The sequence below is a fragment of the Cobetia sp. 2AS genome (genome assembly GCF_029846355.1).
GTDB classification, from domain to species: domain Bacteria; phylum Pseudomonadota; class Gammaproteobacteria; order Pseudomonadales; family Halomonadaceae; genus Cobetia; species Cobetia amphilecti.
In genome coordinates, this window is the sequence record NZ_JARWKQ010000002.1 from 625,671 (window position 1) to 646,542 (window position 20,872).

The window sequence follows — 20,872 nt, forward strand, 5'->3', positions numbered from 1 at the left end:
CAATCTCGAATAGGGAATCAGAACAGGCACTTGAAACAGGCCCTCAGAACAGGCCTTCAAAACAGGTGGTAGCGCTGGGCCAGCGGCAGCTCGCTGGCGGGCTCACAGGTCAGCAGCTCACCATCGGCGAAGACTTCGTAGGTCTCGGGGTCGACCTTGAGCTCCGGGCAGGCGTCATTGAGCTTCATGTCGCACTTGCGCACCTGACGCACGTCGCGGCAGGCGGACAGCGGGCTGTCGAGCCCGAGCGCTTCCCCGACACCGGCCTTGAGCGCCGCCTGGGAGACGAAGGTCAGGCGCGTGGCGCTGGCCGCCTTGCCGAAGGCGCCGAACATCGGGCGGTAATGCACCGGCTGCGGCGTGGGAATCGAGGCATTCGGGTCGCCCATGGGTGCGGCAGCAATCATGCCACCCTTGAGGATGCAGGCCGGTTTGACGCCGAAGAATGCCGGCGACCACAGCACCAGGTCCGCCAGCTTGCCAACCTCGATGGAGCCGACCTCATGGGCGATACCGTGGGTGATGGCCGAGTTGATGGTGTACTTGGCGATATAGCGACGCGCACGGAAGTTGTCGGTGCCGCGCTCGCTGTCCTCTGCCAGCAGGCCGCGCTGTTCGCGCATCTTGTGCGCCGTCTGCCAGGTACGGCAGATCACCTCGCCCACGCGGCCCATCGCCTGGGAATCCGAGGACATCATCGAGATGACACCCAGGTCATGCAGGATGTCCTCGGCGGCGATGGTCTCGCGGCGAATACGCGAATCGGCGAAGGCGACATCCTCGGGAATGCTCGGGTCCAGGTGGTGGCAGACCATCAGCATGTCGAGATGCTCATCCACCGTGTTGACGGTGTAGGGACGCGTCGGGTTGGTGGAAGACGGCAGCACGTTGGGGCGCGAGCAGGCGGTGATGATGTCCGGGGCATGGCCGCCACCGGCACCTTCGGTGTGGAAGGTGTGGATGCAGCGGTCCTTGAAGGCCGCCAGGGTGTCCTCGACGAAGCCCGACTCGTTCAGGGTGTCGGTATGGATCGCCACCTGCACGTCATAGGCATCGGCAACTGTCAGACAGTTGTCGATGGAGGCCGGCGACGTGCCCCAGTCCTCATGCAGCTTGAGGCCGATCACGCCGGCCTCGATCTGCTGCTCCAGCCCCTGTGGCAGCGAGGCATTGCCCTTGCCGAGAAAGCCGATGTTCATCGGCAGGCTGTCCACCGCCTGCAGCATCTTGCCGATATGCCACGGCCCCGGCGTACAGGTGGTGGCATTGGTGCCGGTGGCCGGCCCGGTGCCGCCGCCGAGCATGGTGGTGATGCCGCTCATCAGCGCCTCTTCCACCTGCTGAGGGCAGATGAAGTGGATGTGCGGGTCGACGCCACCGGCGGTGAGGATCTTGCCCTCACCGGCGATGATCTCGGTGCCCGGGCCGATCACGATACCCACGTCAGGCTGGGTATCGGGGTTGCCCGCCTTGCCGATGGCCGCGATGCGCCCGGCCTTGAGACCGACATCCGCCTTGACGATGCCCCACCAGTCCAGAATCAGCGCATTGGTGATCACGGTATCCATCACGCTGTCATCGGCGCGCTGGCTCTGGCCCATGCCATCGCGGATCACCTTGCCACCGCCGAACTTCACTTCTTCCCCGTAATGGGTGAAATCCTTCTCCACCTCGATCCACAGCGCCGTATCGCCCAGACGCACGCGGTCCCCGGTGGTCGGTCCGTACATGTCGGCATAGGCCTGTCGCGTTATCTTCATGGGTTGCCTCTTGATCCCTGAGCTGCAGCTTCCAAGCCAACGCTTCTGAGCTGCAGTTGCTAAGCCGCAATTTCTGAACTGCAGTCGCCATGTGAGCTCCGAACTGAATGCCTGTCAGCGCCATTGCCTGACGTCTTGCCGGAAGGAGCATCGCTCGCTCAACGCTCGACACTGCCGTCATCCTTGAGTTGCCCCATCACCTCGCCGCGGAAGCCATAGATATGGCGACTGCCGGCGAAGGGAATCAGCGTGACATCACGCGTCTGCCCCGGTTCGAAGCGAATCGCCGTGCCGGCGGCGATGTCCAGGCGCTGCCCGAGGGCGGCCTCGCGATCAAACACCAGCGCCGGGTTGGCCTCGGCAAAGTGATAGTGCGAGCCGATCTGGATCGGTCGGTCGCCGGTATTGCCGACCGAGAGCGTGGTGCGCAGGCGGTCCTCGCAGAGAGAGATCTCGCCGTCCGCCACCAGATATTCACCGGGAATCATGATTGCTCGCCTCACACGATGGGGTTGTGAACGGTCACCAGCTTGGTGCCATCCGGGAAGGTCGCCTCGACCTGTACTTCGGGAATCATCTCGGCGATGCCTTCCATCACATCATCACGGGTCAGCACCTCCGCGCCGCGCCCCATCAGCTCGGCCACGCTCAAGCCTTCGCGTGCGCCTTCCAGAATCTCGGCGCTGATCAAGGCGATGGATTCCGGGTAGTTGAGCTTGAGGCCCTTGGCCTTGCGGCGTTCCGCCAGCAGCGCTGCGGTGAACAGCAACAGCTTGTCCTTGTCTCTTGGCGTCAGTTCCATGTCATGGCTCTTGTGGTTGTCATTCAGTGGGGTCTCTCGAGATCAGGTCAGCCAGATACGTGGCACCTGTGCCTCAAGCCCCGTCATCAGGGGGCGCAGGAGCTGCCATGCCTGCTGGCACAGCGTCCAGGCCTCGTTGCGTTCATGGCCCAGATAGCGCAGCAGCAACACGCCTTCGCGGCGGGTCACCGCCCAACGCGGGGAGGCAGTTATCGCCTCACGCAGGGCCTCGATGGCCGCCGCCTCATCCTCGAGTCCGACCGCCCACAGCGTGGCCTGCACACTGCAACCGCCCTGCCCCCAGCGCCCGGTGAAGCGCGGATGCAGCGGGTCCAGCGACTGGCGCTCGATCCACACTGGCTTGCCGTCGCGGGTCAGGCGAAAGCGTTGTTCGAGATGGCCGCTGACGAAGGGCAGCTCGCCGACCGGGCGGCCCAGTGCCAGCACTTCCCAGCCCAGACAGCGCGCAGAGCCGGCAAGCTCGAGGGTGGTGGTCTGCTCGCCGCGCGAGCCATTGAAGGCCAGCGTCTCCTGAGGCAGCCATTCCAGGGTGGCCCCATCGGCGACCTTGAGATGGGTATGCTGGCCCCAGGCCACGCCGTTGCGGTCGGCCTTGTAGAGCTTGGCCGCCGCCGGCGTGGTCAACAGCACATGCGCGCCCTCCTCCACCTCGGCCTCGATCTGCAGCGCATCGCCACTGACCAGCCCACCCGGTGGATGCAGCAGATAGACGTGGCAGCAGCCGTGGCGGCCTTCAGGGTAGAACGGGCGCTGCACGCGCAGCGGGCCATGATGGCGTCTGCGCGTCAGGCGGGTGATGGCGCGACCGGAATCACTGGTGTCGCGCGCATCTGCCTCGAACCGCAGCGCCAGCGCGGCCTGCCACTGGCGCTGGTCATCGAAGCGATGGCCGGAGGCATTGGCCTCACTGCGCGCGGCATCCGTCGCGCCATCAACGGGAATCACGCATCGGATCGTCATACGGTCAGGTGCTGCTTGATCAGTTCATCGGACAGCGCCGCGATCTCGCCTTCGGCTACCCGGCGGCCGCGATCCATGATCACGAAGCGGTCGGCGTACTTGCGCGCGAAGGGCAGTTTCTGCTCGACCAGCAGCACCGTCAGGCCGTCTTCCTTGATCAGGCGGCGGATGACCTCGCCTATCTGGGCGACGATATTGGGCTGGATGCCCTCACCGGGCTCATCGAGGATCAGCAGGCGCGGTTCGATCACCAGCGCGCGGCCGATGGCGAGCTGTTGCTGCTGACCACCGGACAGGTCGCCCCCGCGGCGGTGACGCATCTCCTTGAGCACGGGAAACAGCTCATAGATGCGCTCGGGTATCTGGCGCAGGCCATCGCGACGCACGGCAAGCCCGGTGCGCAGATTCTCTTCCACCGTCATCATCGGGAAGATCTGCCGCCCCTGGGGGACGTAGCCGACACCCAGCCGCGCGCGCTCCTCGAGCTTGCGCCGCGTCAGATCAAGCGGCTCATTGCTGCTGGTATCGCGACTGGAATCGCTGCCACTGGCATCGACGCGGTACAGAAGCTTGCCGTCACGGACGCTCTCCTCGCCCATGATGCATTTCATCAGCGTGGTCTTGCCGACGCCGTTGCGGCCCATCACGCAGGTACATTGCCCAACGGGAATCTCCAGCGTCAGGTCCCACAGCGTGTGGCTTTCCCCATAGAACTGGTTGAGCGTGTCGATGGTCAGCAGCAGCGACTCGCCGCTCGGCATCGGTGCCTTGGTGTTCAGCGCTTGCGTCATCCGTCACTCTCTCCCAGGTAGACCTCGACGACTTTCGGGTCGCTCGATACCGCATCCATGCTGCCTTCCGCCAACACCGCGCCCTGATGCAACACCGTGACCTTGCGCGCGATGGAGCGCACGAAGCCCATATCATGCTCGACCACCACCACCGACTGGCGTCCCGCCAGACTGGTCAGCAGCTCCGCGGTGCGCTCCATCTCCTGCTCGGTCATGCCGGCCACCGGCTCATCGACCAGCAGCAGACGCGGCTTCTGCATCAACAGCATGCCGATCTCCAGCCACTGCTTCTGGCCGTGGGACAGGATGCCCGCCTCGCGCGCATGCCACTCCTTGAGGTGAATCGTCTCGAGCACCTCCTCGATCCTGGCGCGGGTCTCGCCGCTCATGCGGGCCGCCAGCGTCGGGAAGATGCGCTTGTCGGTGGCCATGGCCAGTTCGAGATTCTCGAACACGCTGAGCGCCTCGAAGACGGTGGGCTTCTGGAACTTGCGCCCGATGCCCAGGGTGGCGATCTCGGGCTCACTCATGCGCAGCAGATCGTGCCGGCTGCCGAACCACACCGAGCCACTGTCGGGGCGCGTCTTGCCGGTGATGATGTCCATCATCGTGGTCTTGCCCGCGCCGTTGGGGCCGATGATGCAACGCAGTTCGCCATCATCGATGGTCAGGTTGAGGTCATTGATCGCCTTGAAGCCATCGAAGCTGACACTGACATCTTCCAGATAGAGGATCGGCCCGTGGGTCACGTCCACCGGCGAGATGCGCGGGGTCAGGAAGTCGAACACGCGGTCACGCGTGGCCATCTCTTTCAACAGGCTCATGCGGTGGCCTCCTCGATGGGACGGGAACCGGATGTCGATTCGGACGGCGGTTCGCTCTTCGCGCTGGAGGACTGCGAACGCCTGCCCCAGCCACGCTGGGCAAAGAGGCCAGCGATGCCCTTGGGCAACAGCACGGTGACCAGCACGAACAGACCGCCGAGGGCGAACAGCCAGGCGTCCGGCATGATGCCGGTGAACACCGTCTTGGCGTAGTTGACGATCAGCGCGCCCAGTACGGCGCCGTAGAGCGTCGCGCGGCCACCGAGCGCTACCCACACCACCACCTCGATGGAGAACAGCGGCGAGAACTCGCCGGGATTGATGATGCCGACCTGCGGCACGTACAGCGCCCCCGCGACCCCGGCCAGCATCGACGAGACCACGAAGATGAAGAGCTGCACACGTTCGACGCGGTAGCCCAGAAAGCGCGTGCGTGCCTCGGCGTCGCGGCAGGCGATGCTCAAACGCCCCAGCTTGGAGCCGACGATGCCACGACACAGCAGATAGCCCAGCCCCAGCGCCACACCACTGGCGATGAACAGCGCGATGCGCACCGCATCCGTGCGCAGATCGAAGCCGAGAATGTCCTTGAAGTCGGTCAGGCCGTTGTTGCCACCGAAGCCCATCTCGTTGCGGAAGAACGCCAGCATCAAGGCGAAGGTCAGCGCCTGGGTGATGATCGAGAGATAGACACCGGTGACGCGGGAGCGGAAGGCCAGGAAGCCGAACACCAGCGCCAGCAGCCCCGGCGCCAACAGCACCATCAGGAAGGCGAAGGCCGGCATGTCGAAGCCCTGCCAGAACCACGGCAGCTCCTGCCAGTTGAGGAAGACCATGAAGTCCGGCAGTTCCGGATTGCCATAGACGCCGCGGTCGCCGATCTCGCGCATCAGATACATGCCCATGGCGTAACCGCCCAGCGCGAAGAAGGCGCCGTGACCCAGGCTGAGAATACCCAGGTAGCCCCAGACAAGATCTACCGCGACCGCCAGCAGCGCATAGCACAGGTACTTGCCCAGCAGGGTGACGGTGAAGGTGCTGACATGCAGCGGATGCCCCTCGGGCAGCAGCACATGCAGCAGCGTGATCGCGAGCACCGACAGCGTCAGCACCGCGAGGAAGATCTGGGTGGAGCGCTCCGTGAAGGGGCGCGCCAGCCAGGAACGTGAATCAGGCATGGATCAACCCTCCGCGGCGCGGCCCTTCTGCGGGAAGAGTCCCCGCGGGCGCTTTTGAATGAACAGGATGATGAAGACCAGCACCACGATCTTGGCGAGAACCGCACCCGCCCAGGGCTCGAGGAACTGATTGAGCAGCCCCAGCGACATGCCGGCCACCAGCGTGCCCCACAGATTGCCGACCCCGCCGAATACCACGACCATGAAGGAATCGATGATGTAATTCTGGCCCAGGTTCGGCCCGACGTTGGTGATCTGGGAGAGCGCGACACCAGCCAGGCCGGCCACGCCGGAGCCCAGCGCGAAGGTCATGATGTCGACACGGGTCGCCTTGATGCCCATCGAGCGCGCCATGGCACGGTTCTGGGTCACCGCACGTACTTCAAGGCCGAGACGGGTACGGCGCATGATCAGCATCAGACCGGCGAACACGAACAGTGCGAAGCCGATGATGTAGAGGCGATTGAGCGTCAGTGACAGCGCCTCGTTGATCATCAGCGAGCCACTCATCCACTCCGGCGTGACCACGATGCGATTCAAGGGCGAGATGGTGGTACGCACCAGCTGCTGCAGGATCAGGCTGATGCCGAAGGTGGCCAGCAGGGTCTCCAGCGGACGCCCCTTGAGGTGCTGGATGACGCTGCGCTCGATGATCACACCCACCGCCGCCGCAACCAGAAAGCCCGCCGGAATCGACAGCAGCAGCGCCAGACCCGGCTGCCCGGGCAGCAGCTGCTGCATGCCCCAGGTGGTGTAGGCGCCCAGCATGATCAGTTCGCCATGCGCCATGTTGATCACGCCCATGACACCGAAGGTGATGGCAAGCCCGATGGCGGCCAGCACCAGTACCGAGCCCAGCGAGAGGCCGAAATAGAGTGTCTCGAGCCCGCTGTTGAGCTGAAGCTTCTGCTCGATACCGGCCAGCGCCACCTTGGCGGCCTGGGCCAGCTGCGGATCATCACTCGCCGCGGCGCCATTGATGGCGGCGATCGCGGCGGCGTTCAGGCTGCCGGACAGTGTGTCCAGCGCTGCGGGGTCGCCAGTGGCTTCCAGCTGCTGGATAGCGAGCGCTTCCTTGAGCGTGGCGCGGATAGCGTCATCGCCTTCCTGCTCGATCAGGCTCGGCAGCCGCTCGGCCATGGCCTCATCGACACTGCCGCGCAGGCCGCGCGCCGCCGCGAGTCTGACCTCGGCATCCGGAGAAGACAGGTCGATCATCGACAGCACGCCATCGATATGCCCACGCAGCGAGTTGTTGCTGCGCAGTGCCTTGAGGTCGCGGCGCGAGACCTTGCCCGCCGATTCTCCCGACAGGGCGTCGGAGACGGCCCATTCGCGGCCGCGATTGTTGTCGATGATCAAGAAGCGCTCGGCGTCCTTGAGACGAGCCAGCTTGCTGGCAGAAAAGGCTTCCAGCCAGCCACGTGCACGTGCATCGCCGCTCATCGCGATCTCATCGATCACGGCCGGCTTGGCCGGGTTGCGTGCCTCGGCAAGCCGAGTCAACAGGGATTGAGCAGCGCCATCGGACAGGCGCGCAGACTGGCCAGTCGCGGACTCGGACTGGGCAGCGGCAAACAGGGGGAATGACAGAAGACAGACCAGCAGCATCCACTGCCAGCACCCGCGGAACATCGTTGCAACGGAGATAGACATCAAGAAGGCCATCCATGGTGAACGCGCAAAGGCGTCATCAGTCTCCGAGGGCATCGCGGCCTCGAAGCTGACACTCAACGAGGCGGCATGCAGGCTCACCTGCACGCCGCCTCGCTCTCAGAACGTGCTACGCATCATTGCGCCGCCACGCTCTGTTGAGCCCCACAGGAATGGGTCACGACATTGTAGTTGCCGCATTCCATCGGCTTGCGCCAGTCACTGATCAGGTCCTTGGAACCTTCCAGATAGTCAGACCAGGCATCGCCTGCCACGGTGGACGGGGTCTGCCAGACGACGGAGAACTGGCCGTTGTCCTGGATCTCGCCGATCAGCACCGGCTTGGTGATGTGATGGTTGGGCATCATGGTGGCGTAGCCGCCGGTCAGATTGGGCACCGAGACACCGATGATGGCGTCCTTGACCGCATCGACCTCGACGCTGCCGGCCTTGCGCGCGGCTTCCATCCACATGTTGAAGCCGATGTAGTGGGCTTCCATCGGGTCGTTGGTGACCGCATCTTCCTTGCCGGTGTAATCGATCCACTCATCGATGAAGTCGTAGTTGGTGTCGCTGTCCACGCTCATGAAGTAGTTCCAGGCGGCCAGGTGGCCAACCAGCGGCGCGGTATCGATGCCCGAGAGTTCCTGCTCGCCCACCGAGAAGGCCACCACCGGGATGTCTTCGGCATTGATGCCCTGGTTGGCCAGCTCACGGTAGAACGGCACGTTGGCATCGCCATTGATGGTGGACACCACGGCCGTCTTCTTGCCGGCACTGCCGAAGGACTTGATGTCCGAGACGATGGACTGCCAGTTGGAATGGCCGAAGGGGGTGTAATTGACCATCACATCCGCGTCCGCCACGCCCTTCGACTTGAGGTAGGCGGCCAGGATCTTGTTGGTGGTACGCGGATAGACATAATCCGTGCCCGCCAGCACCCAGCGCTCCACGCCCACGTCGTTCATCAGGTAATCCACTGCCGGAATCGCCTGCTGATTGGGCGCCGCCCCGGTGTAGAAGACATTCTCCGAGGACTCCTCGCCCTCATACTGCACCGGGTAGAACAGCAGGCCGTTGAGCTCCTCGACCACCGGCAGCACTGACTTGCGCGAGACGGACGTCCAGTTGCCGAAGATCACGTCGACCTTGTCCTGCGCCAGCAGCTCACGCGCCTTCTCGGCGAACAGCGGCCAGTTGGAGGCCGGATCGACCACGACAGGCTCCAGCTTGCGTCCCAGCAGCCCGCCCTGCTCGTTCTGCTTCTCGATCAGCATCAACATGGTGTCTTTCAGTGTCGATTCACTGATCGCCATGGTGCCGGACAGTGAATGCAGGATGCCGACCTTGATCGGCCCCTCTTCTGCCTGAGCGACATTGGCCAGCGAGAAACCGACACAGGCGGATAGCATTGCGGCAGCGATTTTCTTGTTCACGACATTCCCTCGTGTCTTGTTGTACTTGTTGTACTTGTTGTCCCGACTGAGGTAGTGCAATCGATGTGCCAGCCGCACACTGACGCCGCCGGTCAGCGGCCAGACAAGAAAGCGACAGCGGCGAGATAGAAGAGAGACAGGGAGAGAGACGGGCAGAAAGACAGGGAGAAAGTCTGGGCAAAAACAGTGGAAAGACCGAGAAAGGATGAAGAGAAACGCGAGACATGATGAGAGCGAGCGAAGCACAGCGACACTGCTCAAGCGCAGCGCTGCACCAGTATGATGCGCTTCTCACAAGCCCTCGCCTTGCCTTGCACCAGATGGGTGAGAAGAGCACTGGGCGTGGCCCTGTGCGTGGTGCAGGGCGTGGCGCTCGCCGCCGACAGGGCCTCCCATCAGGCCGAACGTAAGCGATGGAAGCTGGTGAGATTGGTGCATCCACTACGACGCCCAAACGTCACTGTCTATCAACACTGCGGTATCCTTGCCCTCTCTCTTTCTCTCTCCCCGTCAGGAAATCCCCCATGAAGCGTTATGAACGCTTTGCCGCCGAGATCTCCAACCTGATTCGTACCGGCATTCTCGCACCGGGTGAGCGCGTGCCGTCGGTGCGTCAGGCCAGCAAGGCGCATGGCATCAGCCCCTCCACCGTCTTCCAGGCATATTACCTGCTGGAGAATCAGGGCCTGATCAGTGCGCGGCCGCGCTCAGGGTATTTCGTGCGTGACAATGCCTCGCGGATACTCGATGAGCCGCATGCCGCCCTGCAGCAGCAAGCCCCTTCCGATGTCGCCGTCAGTGAACTGGTGTTCTCGGTGCTGGGCTCACTGCGCGACAACGATACCGTCCCCTTCGGCTCTGCCTTCCCGAGCCCGGAGCTCTTCCCCCTCGCGCGGCTTGCGACCAGTATGACGCGTGGGCTGCGCCAACTGTCATCGCATGCCGTGATCTCCGACATGACCACAGGCCATCCTGACCTGTGCCGACAGATCGCTCAGCGCTACATGGTCAACGGCATGCAGCTGCCGACGGAGGAGCTGGTGATCACCAATGGCGCCATGGAGGCGCTCAATCTTGGCCTGCAATGTGTCACCCAGCCCGGGGACCTTGTCGCCATCGAGGCGCCGGCCTTCTATGCCACGCTTCAGGTGCTTGAGCGGCTCAAGCTGCGCGCGGTGGAAATTCCGGTACACCCACGCGACGGGATTGATCTCGTGGTACTCGAGAATCGTCTGGAGACGCTGCCCATCAAGGCCTGCTGGTTCATGAGTCATCTGCAGAATCCGCTGGGGGCCAGCCTGAGCGATGCACGCAAGGCCGAACTGTATGCGCTGCTCTGCCGTCATCAGCTACCGATGCTGGAGGATGATGTCTACGCGGAACTGTATTTCGATCAACGTGCCGAGGTGTCGCCCCCGCAACCCGTCAAGGCGCTGGATGTCGAGGGTCTGGTGATGCACTGCGGGTCGTTCTCCAAGTGCCTGGCGCCGGGCTATCGGGTGGGCTGGATATCCGCTGGGCGGCATACCCGGGAGATTTCGCGCCTCAAGTTGATGACGACCATCTCGCCATCGCTGCCTGCCCAGGTAGCCCTGGCCGACTACCTCCAGAACGGCGGCTACGACCGCCACCTGCGCAAGCTACGCCTGGCGCTCGAGACCCAGCAGACGGCCATGCTGGCAGCCATTGATCGCTACTTCCCAGAAGACACCCGCGTCACCCATCCCCACGGGGGCTATTTCCTGTGGTGCGAGCTTCCCGAGCACATCGACTCGCTGGCCCTGTTTCAACAGGCGCTGGCCCACGGCATCAGTCTGGCACCGGGGCCCATCTTCTCGGCCACCCAGGGCTTCAAGCATTGCATTCGCTTGAGCTACGGCCACCCGTGGGATGCGGCGTCAGAGCGCGCCATGCAGACATTGGGTGAATTGCTCAAGGCAGCCTGAAACGCGGACCGCTCAGGCTGCATACGAGATGCGAGGTACGAAGAGCGACTTGAGTATGTGCGCGCACGAGTGTGCATGAGTGCGCGCAAATGCCGCAGCCCTTGTGGCCGCCTTGCCACACAGTCTTCACGCGTTATCCGCGGGGGCGAAAACAGCCTTATGCGGCGCATGTCACTCGCGCGCCAGCCGCTTGCCACGCCTTGCTTGCGCACCTTGTTGCGTACCTTGATTGCACGCCCTGATGCCGCACGCGTGCCCCTTAAGGAAGCGCCATAGCCCGCCATGGCGGGGCCTGCCGCCAAGGGCGATACAACAAGCACCTGACACTGACATGGTGCTGACGTGAATCAGAGTGTGCCCCCCTGCTCGGCTCGCCTTGCTGGCTTCTCGCCATACCACCTGGCTAGCCGGCTGACTGTCTCACGGGCAGTTAACGCCCGGCCAAGGTTCCGCGCGCAACTGATATGGTTTTTTCTCGCACAACTGAGCCTGTTATGGCTTTCGGCGGCTCCCTAGAGTAGCGGCGAAGATTCAGGCAGGGCCGTCCCCCTTGCCGCCTACTCAGGAGACATTGCCATGTTCGGCACCGAGGCCATCGACCTGGCCAGGATACAGTTCGCCTTCACCATCTCGTTTCACATCATCTTCCCGGCCATCACTATTGGCCTCGCCAGTTATCTGGCGGTGCTGGAAGGCATGTGGTTGAAGACGGGCACACAGGTCTACCGCAACCTCTATCATTTCTGGTCGAAGATATTCGCGGTCAACTTCGCGATGGGTGTGGTGTCAGGACTGGTCATGGCCTACCAGTTCGGCACGCATTGGAGCGGTTTCTCGGCCTTTGCCGGCAGCGTGACCGGACCACTGCTGACCTATGAAGTGCTGACCGCCTTCTTCCTCGAAGCCGGCTTCCTCGGCGTGATGCTGTTTGGCTGGAATCGCGTCGGTCGCGGCCTGCACTTCTTCTCGACCTGCATGGTCGCTCTCGGCACCCTGGTCTCGATGTTCTGGATCCTATCCTCCAACAGCTGGATGCAGACCCCACAGGGGCATGAGGTCATCGATGGCATCGTCGTGCCGGTCGACTGGTTCGCGATCGTCTTCAACCCCTCCTTCCCCTATCGCCTGGCCCACATGGCACTGGCCTCCTTCCTGAGCACCTCGCTGTTCGTCGCTGCCTCCGCCGCCTGGTTGCTGCTCAAGAAACGCGACACCCCGGAAGTGCGCAAGATGCTGGTCATGGCGGTGCTGATGTTGATGGTGACCGCCCCGCTGCAGGCTTTCGTCGGCGACATGCATGGCCTGAATACGCTCAAGCACCAGCCGGCCAAGATCGCGGCCATCGAAGGCCATTGGGACAACAGCAATGGGGAACCGACGCCGTTGATCCTGTTCGGTGTGCCCGACATGCAGCGCGAAGAGACGCGCTTCGCACTCGAGATTCCGGCCCTCGGCAGCCTGCTGTTGATGCATGACATCGACAAGCAGGTACCGGCACTCAAGGACTTCCCCGCCGCCGACCGCCCCAATTCGACCGTCGTGTTCTGGAGCTTCCGCCTGATGGTCGGCCTGGGCCTTGCGATGATTCTGCTCGGCCTCTCGGGTGTCTATCTGGCCCGCAAGGGCAGGCTCTTCACCTCGCGGCGCTGGCTGAGGCTGGCCGTCGCCATGGGGCCGGCCGGTCTGATCGCGATACTCGCGGGCTGGTTCACCACCGAAGTCGGCCGCCAGCCGTGGGTGATCTACGGCTTAATGAGAACGGAAGATGCCGTCTCTGCCCACAGCGCCGTTCACCTCAGCATCAGCCTGACGGCCTTTGTCACGGTCTACTTCATCGTCTTCGGCACGGGGATCAACTACATCTTCAAGCTGATCAAGAAAGGGCCTGCGGGTGATGACAGCCACGCCCCCAGCGGCGGCCCCGGCAAGCCACGCACACCTTCCCGTCCACTGTCGGCCATCGAGGAATCTCTCGACGGCACCACTCACTGACCGGAGCGATGAACGCTATGGGTATCGACCTTTCTGTCATCTGGGCGGGCATCATCCTGTTCGGCCTGATGATGTACGTGATCATGGACGGCTTTGATCTGGGCATCGGCATCCTCTTCCCGTGGGTGGAGGAAAAGGTGGACCGCGATGTGATGATGAATACCGTAGCCCCCGTGTGGGATGGCAACGAGACATGGCTGGTGCTGGGCGGCGCGGGTCTATTTGCGGCCTTTCCGCTGGCCTACGCCGTCTTGCTGGAAGCCCTGAGCATTCCTCTTGTCGCCATGTTGATCGGCCTCATCTTCCGCGGTGTCGCCTTCGAATTTCGCTTCAAGGCCTCGGACGTGAGCCGCCACTGGTGGGACAAGGCCTTCGTGGGTGGCTCGGTGCTGGCTACCTTCAGTCAAGGTGTCGCACTGGGAGGCTATATCCAGGGCATCGCCTTCGATGGGGTTCATTTCAGCGGTGGTTCGCTGGACTGGTTGTCACCCTTCCCGCTGTTCTGCGGTGTGGCGCTGCTGTTCACCTATGCATTGCTCGGCAGCACCTGGCTGATCATGAAGACCGAAGGTATTCTCCAAGCGCGCATGTTTGCCCTGACGCGTCCGCTGACGCTGTGGGTATTGATCATGATCGCGGCCGTCAGTCTGTGGACTCCGCTGGCACACCCCGCCATCGCCGAGCGCTGGTTCACGCTGCCGCAGCTGTTCTGGTTCCTGCCGGTGCCAGTGCTGGTAGTGCTGGCCGGTTATGCGCTGATCCGCGCCGTCGCCCTTGAATATCATGCCCAGCCTTTCCTGCTGGTGCTGGCCTTGATCTTCCTGGGCTACAGCGGTTTCGGCATCAGCATGTGGCCTGACATCATTCCCGGTCACGTGACGATCTGGGAAGCGGCCTCTCCGCCCCAAAGCCAGGGCTTTGCCCTCGTCGGCACGCTCTTCATCCTGCCGATCATCCTGGTGTACACGGCGTGGAGCTACTTCGTGTTCAAGGGCAAGGTCCGTCATACCGATGGCTACCATTGAGAGGTGCTGACATGACATCCCCGACTCGCGAGACACATTCAGCGCCACTACATGCCCCCATAACCAGACTCGACGACGAGCCATCCGGGACGCCCGCGCGCCCAGCCAGCTGGCTCAGCAAGATCGGCTGGCTGGTGGTGATCTGGGGAGGCAGCGTCAGCGCGCTGGGACTCGTCTCTCTGGCACTGCGCCGCTTCATGCAGGCCGCGGGCCTTACGCCCTGACAGCAGCGAAAGAAGACATGACGTAGGCAAAAAAAGACGCCGGAGCAGCGAATGCTCCGGCGTCTTTCTTGTTGGCCTGGGGGCTTAGTGAACCGATGGACCTGAATGACCTGTCAATGCAGAGCACAAACGTGACGGGTCACTTCCTCGCCCGCATGCCGGTGGCTCTAGACATCCACCTCCAGTGTGGCGTAGGCGACCATCTCGACCAGCATCTCTTCGCGTGCAAACCCGGAGACGATGATGGCAGCCCGATTGGGATAGGGCTCACGCACATATTCTGCATAGAGGCTATTCACTGTCGCCAGGTGCTCGCGATCAGTCACATAGATCAGCACCTGAGTCAGCGAAGTGAGTCGTATTCGACTGAAGCATCACCGGCACCACTACGAGACTGTTCCATTACCTCGACTCCAGGCGTGTCAAGAGTGCTTTCAGGCGTGACCAGAGCTCGTCACCCACCTAGATACCTTCCTGCATCGCACGTTGGCAACAGGAGACCAGCTTCGATTCTTCATGAGACAGAGTCCCTGATCGGCAACGGCATCTCTCGGTTGTTTCAGGGCACGGCGGCCGTATCACTGCTTGAGATGCATGCCCTGTATATCTCCAACATGATTTCGCTGACAGACACGCTGGTCACCGGGATGGGGATCACGACGCTACCCCGCCTGGCGTTTCCGCAGGAATATCAGCACCCAAGTGCCATGGGCAGATTCCAGCCTGTCCATCAATCAGCATGATGGCAACAGCACATGACAATTGTTGACCATTATACGATAATCGCTTAATAACAGGATGGATGACTGATCCCGCTTACACCGCATTCATGATTGGAGCGCCATACATGCCTGGCAACAGCATGATTTCAAAACAAAGCTTTGATGTTCAAACCGCCAATATTCTGCGCGAAATGATTGTGACAGGCAGTCTTGAGGCAGGCTCACGGCTGACAGAAGCCAAGCTTACCGAACAATTCCACGTCTCCCGCGGCACGATTCGTGCAGCCCTGCAGAAACTCAACAATGAAGGCCTCGTCTCTCAGGTACCTTATACAGGCTGGCATGTCATCGCACTCGATGCACAGGATGCCTGGGAGCTGCATAACCTGCGTCGTGTTCTGGATGGACTGGCGGCTCGATTGACTGCAGAGCGTATCGAGCCTGAAGGTGCCAAGAAGCTGGAAGACGCCTATCAGAAGTTATGCGGGCTTTGCGATAGCGGTGACCCGAGAGATATCGCGGATGCAGATTTCGAATTGCACAAGCTGATCGTCGCGCTGTCAGGCCATCGTCGCCTGCAGGAACATTACACGCTGACGGAGCAGCAGATTCGCGTATTCATCGCTTCCTGCGACTCGGAATTCTCGGACTACAAGAATATTGGCAAACGCCACGACCCGCTGATAAAGGCGATTCTGGCGGGCGATGCTGATACGGCTGAACGTCTGGCCAAGGAGCACAATGCTACGCAAGGCGATGAGCTCATCAGCAGCCTGCGTCAGCTGGAAACTCAATAAGTGCCTTCCCCCACACTCGTCATACCTCATGGCAAGTGATGCGTCTCATACCAGCCCCCTGCCTCACGGGGCTGGTGTCTCGACTCCTCAAATGTCGTCATCACTCCCAGATGACTGATTTACCTTATCCGTCACGACATCCTTCAGACCTTTCTTGGCAACTTCCAATAGCTCGGCGTCGATGGCGACCAGAGGGTGCAGAAGATAGACAGGTCTCTGGAAGGTTGGCGCCTTCTCGATCAGGTGCAATTGACCAGTCTTGAGCAATGGCTCGATGGTGCGCGCGGAAAAGTAGCCCGCCCCGCCATATTTCAGGATGTAGTCGAGACCGATCATGCTCATCCCCACCGACAGCCGCGGCGCACGAGTCTCTGGATACGCCAGGCTATGTGCGGCTCGGAACTCGGCCCCCCAATCGACGAAGACATAGTCCTGCTGCCAATGCTTGGTGACCTTGCGCGGTGCGGTCGAAGCCAGCACCAGCTGGTCTTCCATCAACAATTCACAGGCCAAACCTGCCTGCTGACGCGGAATATAGGTGATGGCCAGATCAATCAGTCCATCGCTGAGGTCCGTCAGCAGGTTCTCCGAGTAATCCGCCACGACACGCGTCCCCACATCCGGTGCACGCAATTGCATGGTGTCGACCCAGGCAGGCGCGATCCGCTCCCAATGATTCATCTGCACACCCAACGTGACGACGGCATTGAGCTCTTCAGGCAGTGCTACCTCCTGACGTGCCTGCTCCCATGCGCGCACAGCGGTGTAGGCAAAGCGATGAAAATGCCGTCCGGCCACCGTCAATTCACAGCCTTCACGCTTGCGGACGAACAACTGTCGGCCCAGCTGAGTTTCCAGCACCTTGATCCGAGCGCTTACCGTCGACTGGGTGATGTGCAGGCGATCCGCTGCCAACTGAAATCCACCGCTCTTGGCGACCTCGATGAATGCTTTCATATGATTGATATTCAAGGTGTATTCCTGATTGCATCGAATATTTCAATGGAGGCCAGCGAATAAAATCGTTTTTCTAATTTCCCGGTTTTTCAGATGATTCGGGGGTGGATCACGCGATGTAATCAAGACGACAACCATTGAAGTCAACAAAACGACAATAACTTCGGAGGCACTGCAATGCATCAAGCCGCAACTCTCCTCGCTGAGCCCGATACCCGCCTCGCACTGGAAGAAATCATCGACCTCGAGCGGTACCCTATCGAGCAGCCAGACAACCCCCTGACCGTGGCGCTGATAGAGCAATGTCGAGCCGAACTTGATGCCGTCGGCTGCTGTTGCGTACGCAATTTCATTCGTCCTGAAGCCATCGCCCGCATGCTTGACGAAGCTGAGCGCCTCAAGCCTCAGACTTACTGGTCCGAAAACTCCAACAACCCCTACATGACCCAGGATGATCCTTCCTTGCCGGAAGACCACCCCAAGAGAATCTTCAACAAACGCAGCAATGGCTTCATCAATTCCGACATTCTCGAGTCAGATTCCGTCCTGCGAGGCGCCTACGACTCGGATGAGATGTTGAACTTCGTGTCCGAGTGTCTCGGCGTCTCCCCCATCTATCGCTGGGCTGACCCGCTGGGTAGCAATCCCTACAGCGTGATGGACCCGGGCCATGAGTTCTCCTGGCACTTCGATGGCAATGAATTCACCATCAGTATCCTGGTGCAGGCGGCGGAGAAAGGCGGCATGTTCGAGTACTGTCCGGACCTTCGCAGCGCGGAAAACGAGAATCTTGAGGCTGTCACGCAGGTACTGCGCGGGGATCGTGGCCCGGTTCAAGTACTGGACCTCCAGCCGGGTGACCTGCAGATCTTCAAGGGCCGCTTCTCGATGCACCGAGTCACGAAGGTCGAGGGCAGTCGTCCCCGCTATATCGCCTTGCCGACGTATGTTCTGGACCCCTTCAGTGTCAATCGACCCGAGCGTGCCAAGCAGTTCTATGGCCGAGCAGAAGCGATCCATTATGAGCGTGAAGCCAAGCGTCCTGACTCGCTGCTTGACTGAGTGAAAATCACCTTTCAAGACGCCCGCCAGCGGTAAGGCGGGCGTCTTGTTGATTGAGAGACTCGGTAAGCCTTGCTCTTTAACGCTCGCTTTTCACCAACACCCTTCGCGGTAATCCTCTGGCTACGACTCGCTTCGACGCCCTCTCTTTACCGCTATCTGCTTCGTTACAATCCTCTTTCCACGTCCCGCTCTCTGTCTCTTCCTCTATTCGCCCTATACCCTGCTGCTCTTTCCTTATCCTGCTTCTCTGCATCAGCCCTGCTATTGCCTGCTGTCCATTCCCTGCTGCCTACTGCGCTGCTGCCTACTGCGCTCCTCTCTTATGCTCATGCTCTTACTGCCTGCAACGCGACCCCGCGCATCGTATGCCTAACGCTTCAATTCCCGTCCGATATCGTTGACACACCAAAAGGCGCCTGACGTTGGGAGCAACGACAAGCGCCGGAGAGTTGTTCTCGTCCGAGAAGAATCAATAACCGCGCACCGGGTCATAGATAGGGAAAGGTGGCTCGCCTTGCTGGATGCGCTTGATATTGTCAGCCATCAGCCTGGCAGCCGAGTGGGTGTAATTGATGCCGGCGATATGCGGCGTCACATGCACCTTGGGGTGACGCCACAAGGGGCTCTCTGCCACGAGAGGCTCACTGCAGAATACATCCAGCGCGGCAGCCTCCAGATGGCCACTATCCAGCGCTGCCACCAGGTCGTCTTCCACGAGAATGGGACCACGACTGATATTGATGACGCAGGCCCCCTGAGGCAGCTGTGCGAAGCGTTCGGCGTTGAGCAACCCTTGGGTGGCGGGTGTCAGCGGCAACACATTGATCAGGATATCCGTGCGCTGCAGAAACTCGTCAAGACGCGCATCCCCCTGATAGAACTCGACACCCTCGATGTCGACGACATCGCGTCCCCAACCTGCCACGCAGAAACCCAGCTCACGCACGAAACCGGCGGCCACGGCGCCCATGGCACCCATGCCAAGAAAACCGACGCGACGCTGGGCAGGGGCACGGTGAGGATGTCGTTGCCAGAGGGTTCGCGCCTGATCCTGCTGATAGCGATGATAGTGGCGATGAAAATGGATCACCCAATGCACGGCATGCATCGCCATGTCACGCACGACCAGGTCATCGACCAGACGTACGATGGGGACACCCTGTGGCAGGTCCGAATCACGGATGATGTGCTCGACCCCTGCCCCGAAGGACAGTATCGCCTTGAGGTTCGGATAGCGGCACAGGTCCCCCACCGGATGCATCCAGATGGCCGCATATTCAATCTCGGCCGGGTCCCCCACCTCGGGATAGACCCGGAATTCAATCTCGGGCAAGTGCTTCGTGAACTCCTGGCGCCAGTCTTCCGGGTCTGCGCCTGCATAACTAAACAGCAATGCCATAGTGGCCTCCATCAAAGAACGGAATTGACATCACCGAACACGCAAACGATCCACGGCATCGGCATCGAAGCTGAACCCTAGACCGGGGCGCTGAGGGATGGTGATCAGTCCATCGACAATTTCGATCTTTTCCCGGTAAAGCGGCGAGAACCAGGAGACATGCTCGACCGACAGGCAGTTGGGAGCTGAGCCGGCAAGGCTCAGACTCTGTTCGGTAAAGATATGAGTGGAAATGGGCATATTGTGCCCCGCTGCCAGACTGGCCACGCGACGGAATTCGGACAGGCCGCCGATTCGCTGCAGATCTGGCATCAAGACATCCGCTGACCGAGCCTGAATCATGCGCTGCATGCCATGCCGGGTGTACTCGGTCTCTCCCGAGGCGATCGGCATATCAAGTGCGGCCGCCACATCGGCATGCCCCTGATGGTCATAGGAAGCCACCGGCTCCTCGAACCAGCCGAGATCGTAAGGTTCCAGCATCCGCCCCAGCCGTATTGCCTGTGACGGCGTGAATGCCTGATTGCCATCCGCCAGCAGCTCGATGTCCGGGCCAATGGCTTCACGTACCGCCGCCACGCGAGCGACATCCTCCGCCATGCGGGGCTTGCCCAGCCGCATCTTCATGGCGCGGAAGCCTTGCGACATGAACTCGCGAGCTTCCTCGACCAGTTCATCGGTGGTCTGCGACAGCCACAAGCCGCTGCTGGCATAGGTCTTGACCGAGTCACGATAGGCGCCGAACAACTTGTAGACCGGTTGATTGGCCGCCTTGCCAATCAGGTCCCAACACGCCGTATCCAGTGCCGACATTGCGCCGATGGTAATCCCCTCATGCCCGATGGGGTTTATCTCGCGCCACATCCCATCCCACATGCGCTCCACATAATGCGGGTCCTGGCCAATGACATGATGGGCCAGGCTCTTGATCATGCTGTCAAATACGCTCAAGCGAGCACTATTCAAGGTGAAGATGTAGTTCTCGCCGACCAGGCCGCTATCGGTTTCCAGATAGATCAACACGCAGCCTACCGAGCGCGTCTCGTGTATCGCCGTGATGAGCGGCTTTTCCAGCGGCACCTCAACCAACACGGTACGCAGATTCGTAATCTTCATTTGTACGCTTCCTGACTCACTGAATTTAAGCGTCAACCGAGGCGCTGCGCTGTCCTGGCCACGCTCTCACTGGGTGCCATCGGGCCATTGCTGTCTGGCTTTCTGAGGCTCAGCATAGAACTCCTGACAATGGTTGACAATCATCAATTATCGATTTACAAGATTGGTAGGCTGTAACACCAGACGCGTTGCATAACGCCTGAC

Annotated in this window: 19 protein-coding genes; 6 read left to right on the forward strand and 13 right to left on the reverse strand. The window is 61.2% G+C overall.

What is annotated here, in order from left to right; genetic code table 11:
- Positions 1-56: 56 nt before the first annotated feature.
- From ureC to urtA, 9 genes are all read right to left on the reverse strand, one after another.
- Entirely contained in the window at positions 57-1,760 is a 1,704-nt protein-coding gene (ureC, locus tag QD356_RS07740) for an urease subunit alpha (RefSeq protein WP_192837763.1), read from the reverse strand.
- Positions 1,761-1,918: 158 nt separating this feature from the next.
- The gene (locus QD356_RS07745; RefSeq protein ID WP_107336426.1) at positions 1,919-2,248 is read right to left on the reverse strand and encodes an urease subunit beta; all 330 of its coding nucleotides are present in this window, start codon (positions 2,246-2,248) and stop codon (positions 1,919-1,921) included.
- A gap of 11 nt (positions 2,249-2,259) precedes the next feature.
- Positions 2,260-2,562 (reverse strand): urease subunit gamma, encoded by a 303-nt coding sequence (ureA, locus tag QD356_RS07750; protein WP_024952521.1) that lies wholly within the window; start codon positions 2,560-2,562, stop codon positions 2,260-2,262.
- A 42-nt stretch (positions 2,563-2,604) separates the two neighbouring features.
- The gene (locus QD356_RS07755) at positions 2,605-3,528 is read right to left on the reverse strand and encodes an urease accessory protein UreD (RefSeq protein ID WP_279877431.1); all 924 of its coding nucleotides are present in this window, start codon (positions 3,526-3,528) and stop codon (positions 2,605-2,607) included.
- 11 nt (positions 3,529-3,539) lie between these two features.
- Positions 3,540-4,283 carry an urea ABC transporter ATP-binding subunit UrtE gene (gene urtE, locus QD356_RS07760; protein ID WP_192837860.1) on the reverse strand — a complete coding sequence of 248 codons (744 nt, stop codon included), beginning with the start codon at positions 4,281-4,283 and terminating at the stop codon, positions 3,540-3,542.
- A gap of 47 nt (positions 4,284-4,330) precedes the next feature.
- Positions 4,331-5,158 (reverse strand): urea ABC transporter ATP-binding protein UrtD, encoded by an 828-nt coding sequence (gene urtD / locus QD356_RS07765; protein ID WP_175089551.1) that lies wholly within the window; start codon positions 5,156-5,158, stop codon positions 4,331-4,333.
- Positions 5,155-6,336 (reverse strand): urea ABC transporter permease subunit UrtC, encoded by a 1,182-nt coding sequence (gene urtC / locus QD356_RS07770; RefSeq protein WP_192837761.1) that lies wholly within the window; start codon positions 6,334-6,336, stop codon positions 5,155-5,157. Before urtC ends, urtD begins: the two co-directional genes overlap by 4 nt.
- A gap of 3 nt (positions 6,337-6,339) precedes the next feature.
- Positions 6,340-7,992: an urea ABC transporter permease subunit UrtB gene (gene urtB / locus QD356_RS07775; protein WP_225996337.1), complete on the reverse strand. Its 1,653-nt coding sequence runs from the start codon at positions 7,990-7,992 to the stop codon at positions 6,340-6,342.
- Positions 7,993-8,126: 134 nt separating this feature from the next.
- The gene (gene urtA, locus QD356_RS07780) at positions 8,127-9,401 is read right to left on the reverse strand and encodes an urea ABC transporter substrate-binding protein (RefSeq protein ID WP_192837858.1); all 1,275 of its coding nucleotides are present in this window, start codon (positions 9,399-9,401) and stop codon (positions 8,127-8,129) included.
- Positions 9,402-9,949: 548 nt separating this feature from the next.
- Here urtA and QD356_RS07785 point away from each other — a divergent pair.
- The 4 genes from QD356_RS07785 (at position 9,950) to QD356_RS07800 (ending at position 14,612) form a co-directional block, all read left to right on the forward strand.
- Positions 9,950-11,371 carry a PLP-dependent aminotransferase family protein gene (locus tag QD356_RS07785; protein ID WP_192837760.1) on the forward strand — a complete coding sequence of 474 codons (1,422 nt, stop codon included), beginning with the start codon at positions 9,950-9,952 and terminating at the stop codon, positions 11,369-11,371.
- Positions 11,372-11,947: 576 nt separating this feature from the next.
- On the forward strand, positions 11,948-13,363 hold the full coding sequence (locus QD356_RS07790) for a cytochrome ubiquinol oxidase subunit I (protein WP_192837759.1): 1,416 nt from the start codon (positions 11,948-11,950) through the stop codon (positions 13,361-13,363).
- Between the two features lie 17 nt (positions 13,364-13,380).
- Positions 13,381-14,388 carry a cytochrome d ubiquinol oxidase subunit II gene (gene cydB, locus QD356_RS07795; RefSeq protein ID WP_192837758.1) on the forward strand — a complete coding sequence of 336 codons (1,008 nt, stop codon included), beginning with the start codon at positions 13,381-13,383 and terminating at the stop codon, positions 14,386-14,388.
- Positions 14,389-14,399: 11 nt separating this feature from the next.
- The gene (locus tag QD356_RS07800) at positions 14,400-14,612 is read left to right on the forward strand and encodes a DUF2474 domain-containing protein (RefSeq protein WP_153636156.1); all 213 of its coding nucleotides are present in this window, start codon (positions 14,400-14,402) and stop codon (positions 14,610-14,612) included.
- A gap of 167 nt (positions 14,613-14,779) precedes the next feature.
- Here the strand turns inward: QD356_RS07800 and QD356_RS07805 are convergent, their stop codons facing one another.
- On the reverse strand, positions 14,780-14,974 hold the full coding sequence (locus QD356_RS07805) for a RidA family protein (RefSeq protein ID WP_347882116.1): 195 nt from the start codon (positions 14,972-14,974) through the stop codon (positions 14,780-14,782).
- Between the two features lie 485 nt (positions 14,975-15,459).
- On the opposite strand from QD356_RS07805, the gene QD356_RS07810 reads away from it, so the two are divergent.
- Positions 15,460-16,131: a GntR family transcriptional regulator gene (locus QD356_RS07810; protein ID WP_192837757.1), complete on the forward strand. Its 672-nt coding sequence runs from the start codon at positions 15,460-15,462 to the stop codon at positions 16,129-16,131.
- Between the two features lie 87 nt (positions 16,132-16,218).
- Here the strand turns inward: QD356_RS07810 and QD356_RS07815 are convergent, their stop codons facing one another.
- Positions 16,219-17,103, reverse strand: a complete 885-nt coding sequence (locus QD356_RS07815) for a LysR family transcriptional regulator (protein WP_192837756.1) — start codon at positions 17,101-17,103, stop codon at positions 16,219-16,221.
- 162 nt (positions 17,104-17,265) lie between these two features.
- Here QD356_RS07815 and QD356_RS07820 point away from each other — a divergent pair, with 162 nt between their 5' ends.
- On the forward strand, positions 17,266-18,150 hold the full coding sequence (locus tag QD356_RS07820) for a hypothetical protein (RefSeq protein ID WP_192837755.1): 885 nt from the start codon (positions 17,266-17,268) through the stop codon (positions 18,148-18,150).
- A gap of 472 nt (positions 18,151-18,622) precedes the next feature.
- Here the strand turns inward: QD356_RS07820 and QD356_RS07825 are convergent, their stop codons facing one another.
- Positions 18,623-19,552 (reverse strand): glyoxylate/hydroxypyruvate reductase A, encoded by a 930-nt coding sequence (locus QD356_RS07825; protein WP_192837754.1) that lies wholly within the window; start codon positions 19,550-19,552, stop codon positions 18,623-18,625.
- Positions 19,553-19,582: 30 nt separating this feature from the next.
- Positions 19,583-20,704, reverse strand: a complete 1,122-nt coding sequence (locus QD356_RS07830; RefSeq protein WP_225996335.1) for a mandelate racemase/muconate lactonizing enzyme family protein — start codon at positions 20,702-20,704, stop codon at positions 19,583-19,585.
- Between the last annotated feature and the right edge of the window lie 168 nt (positions 20,705-20,872).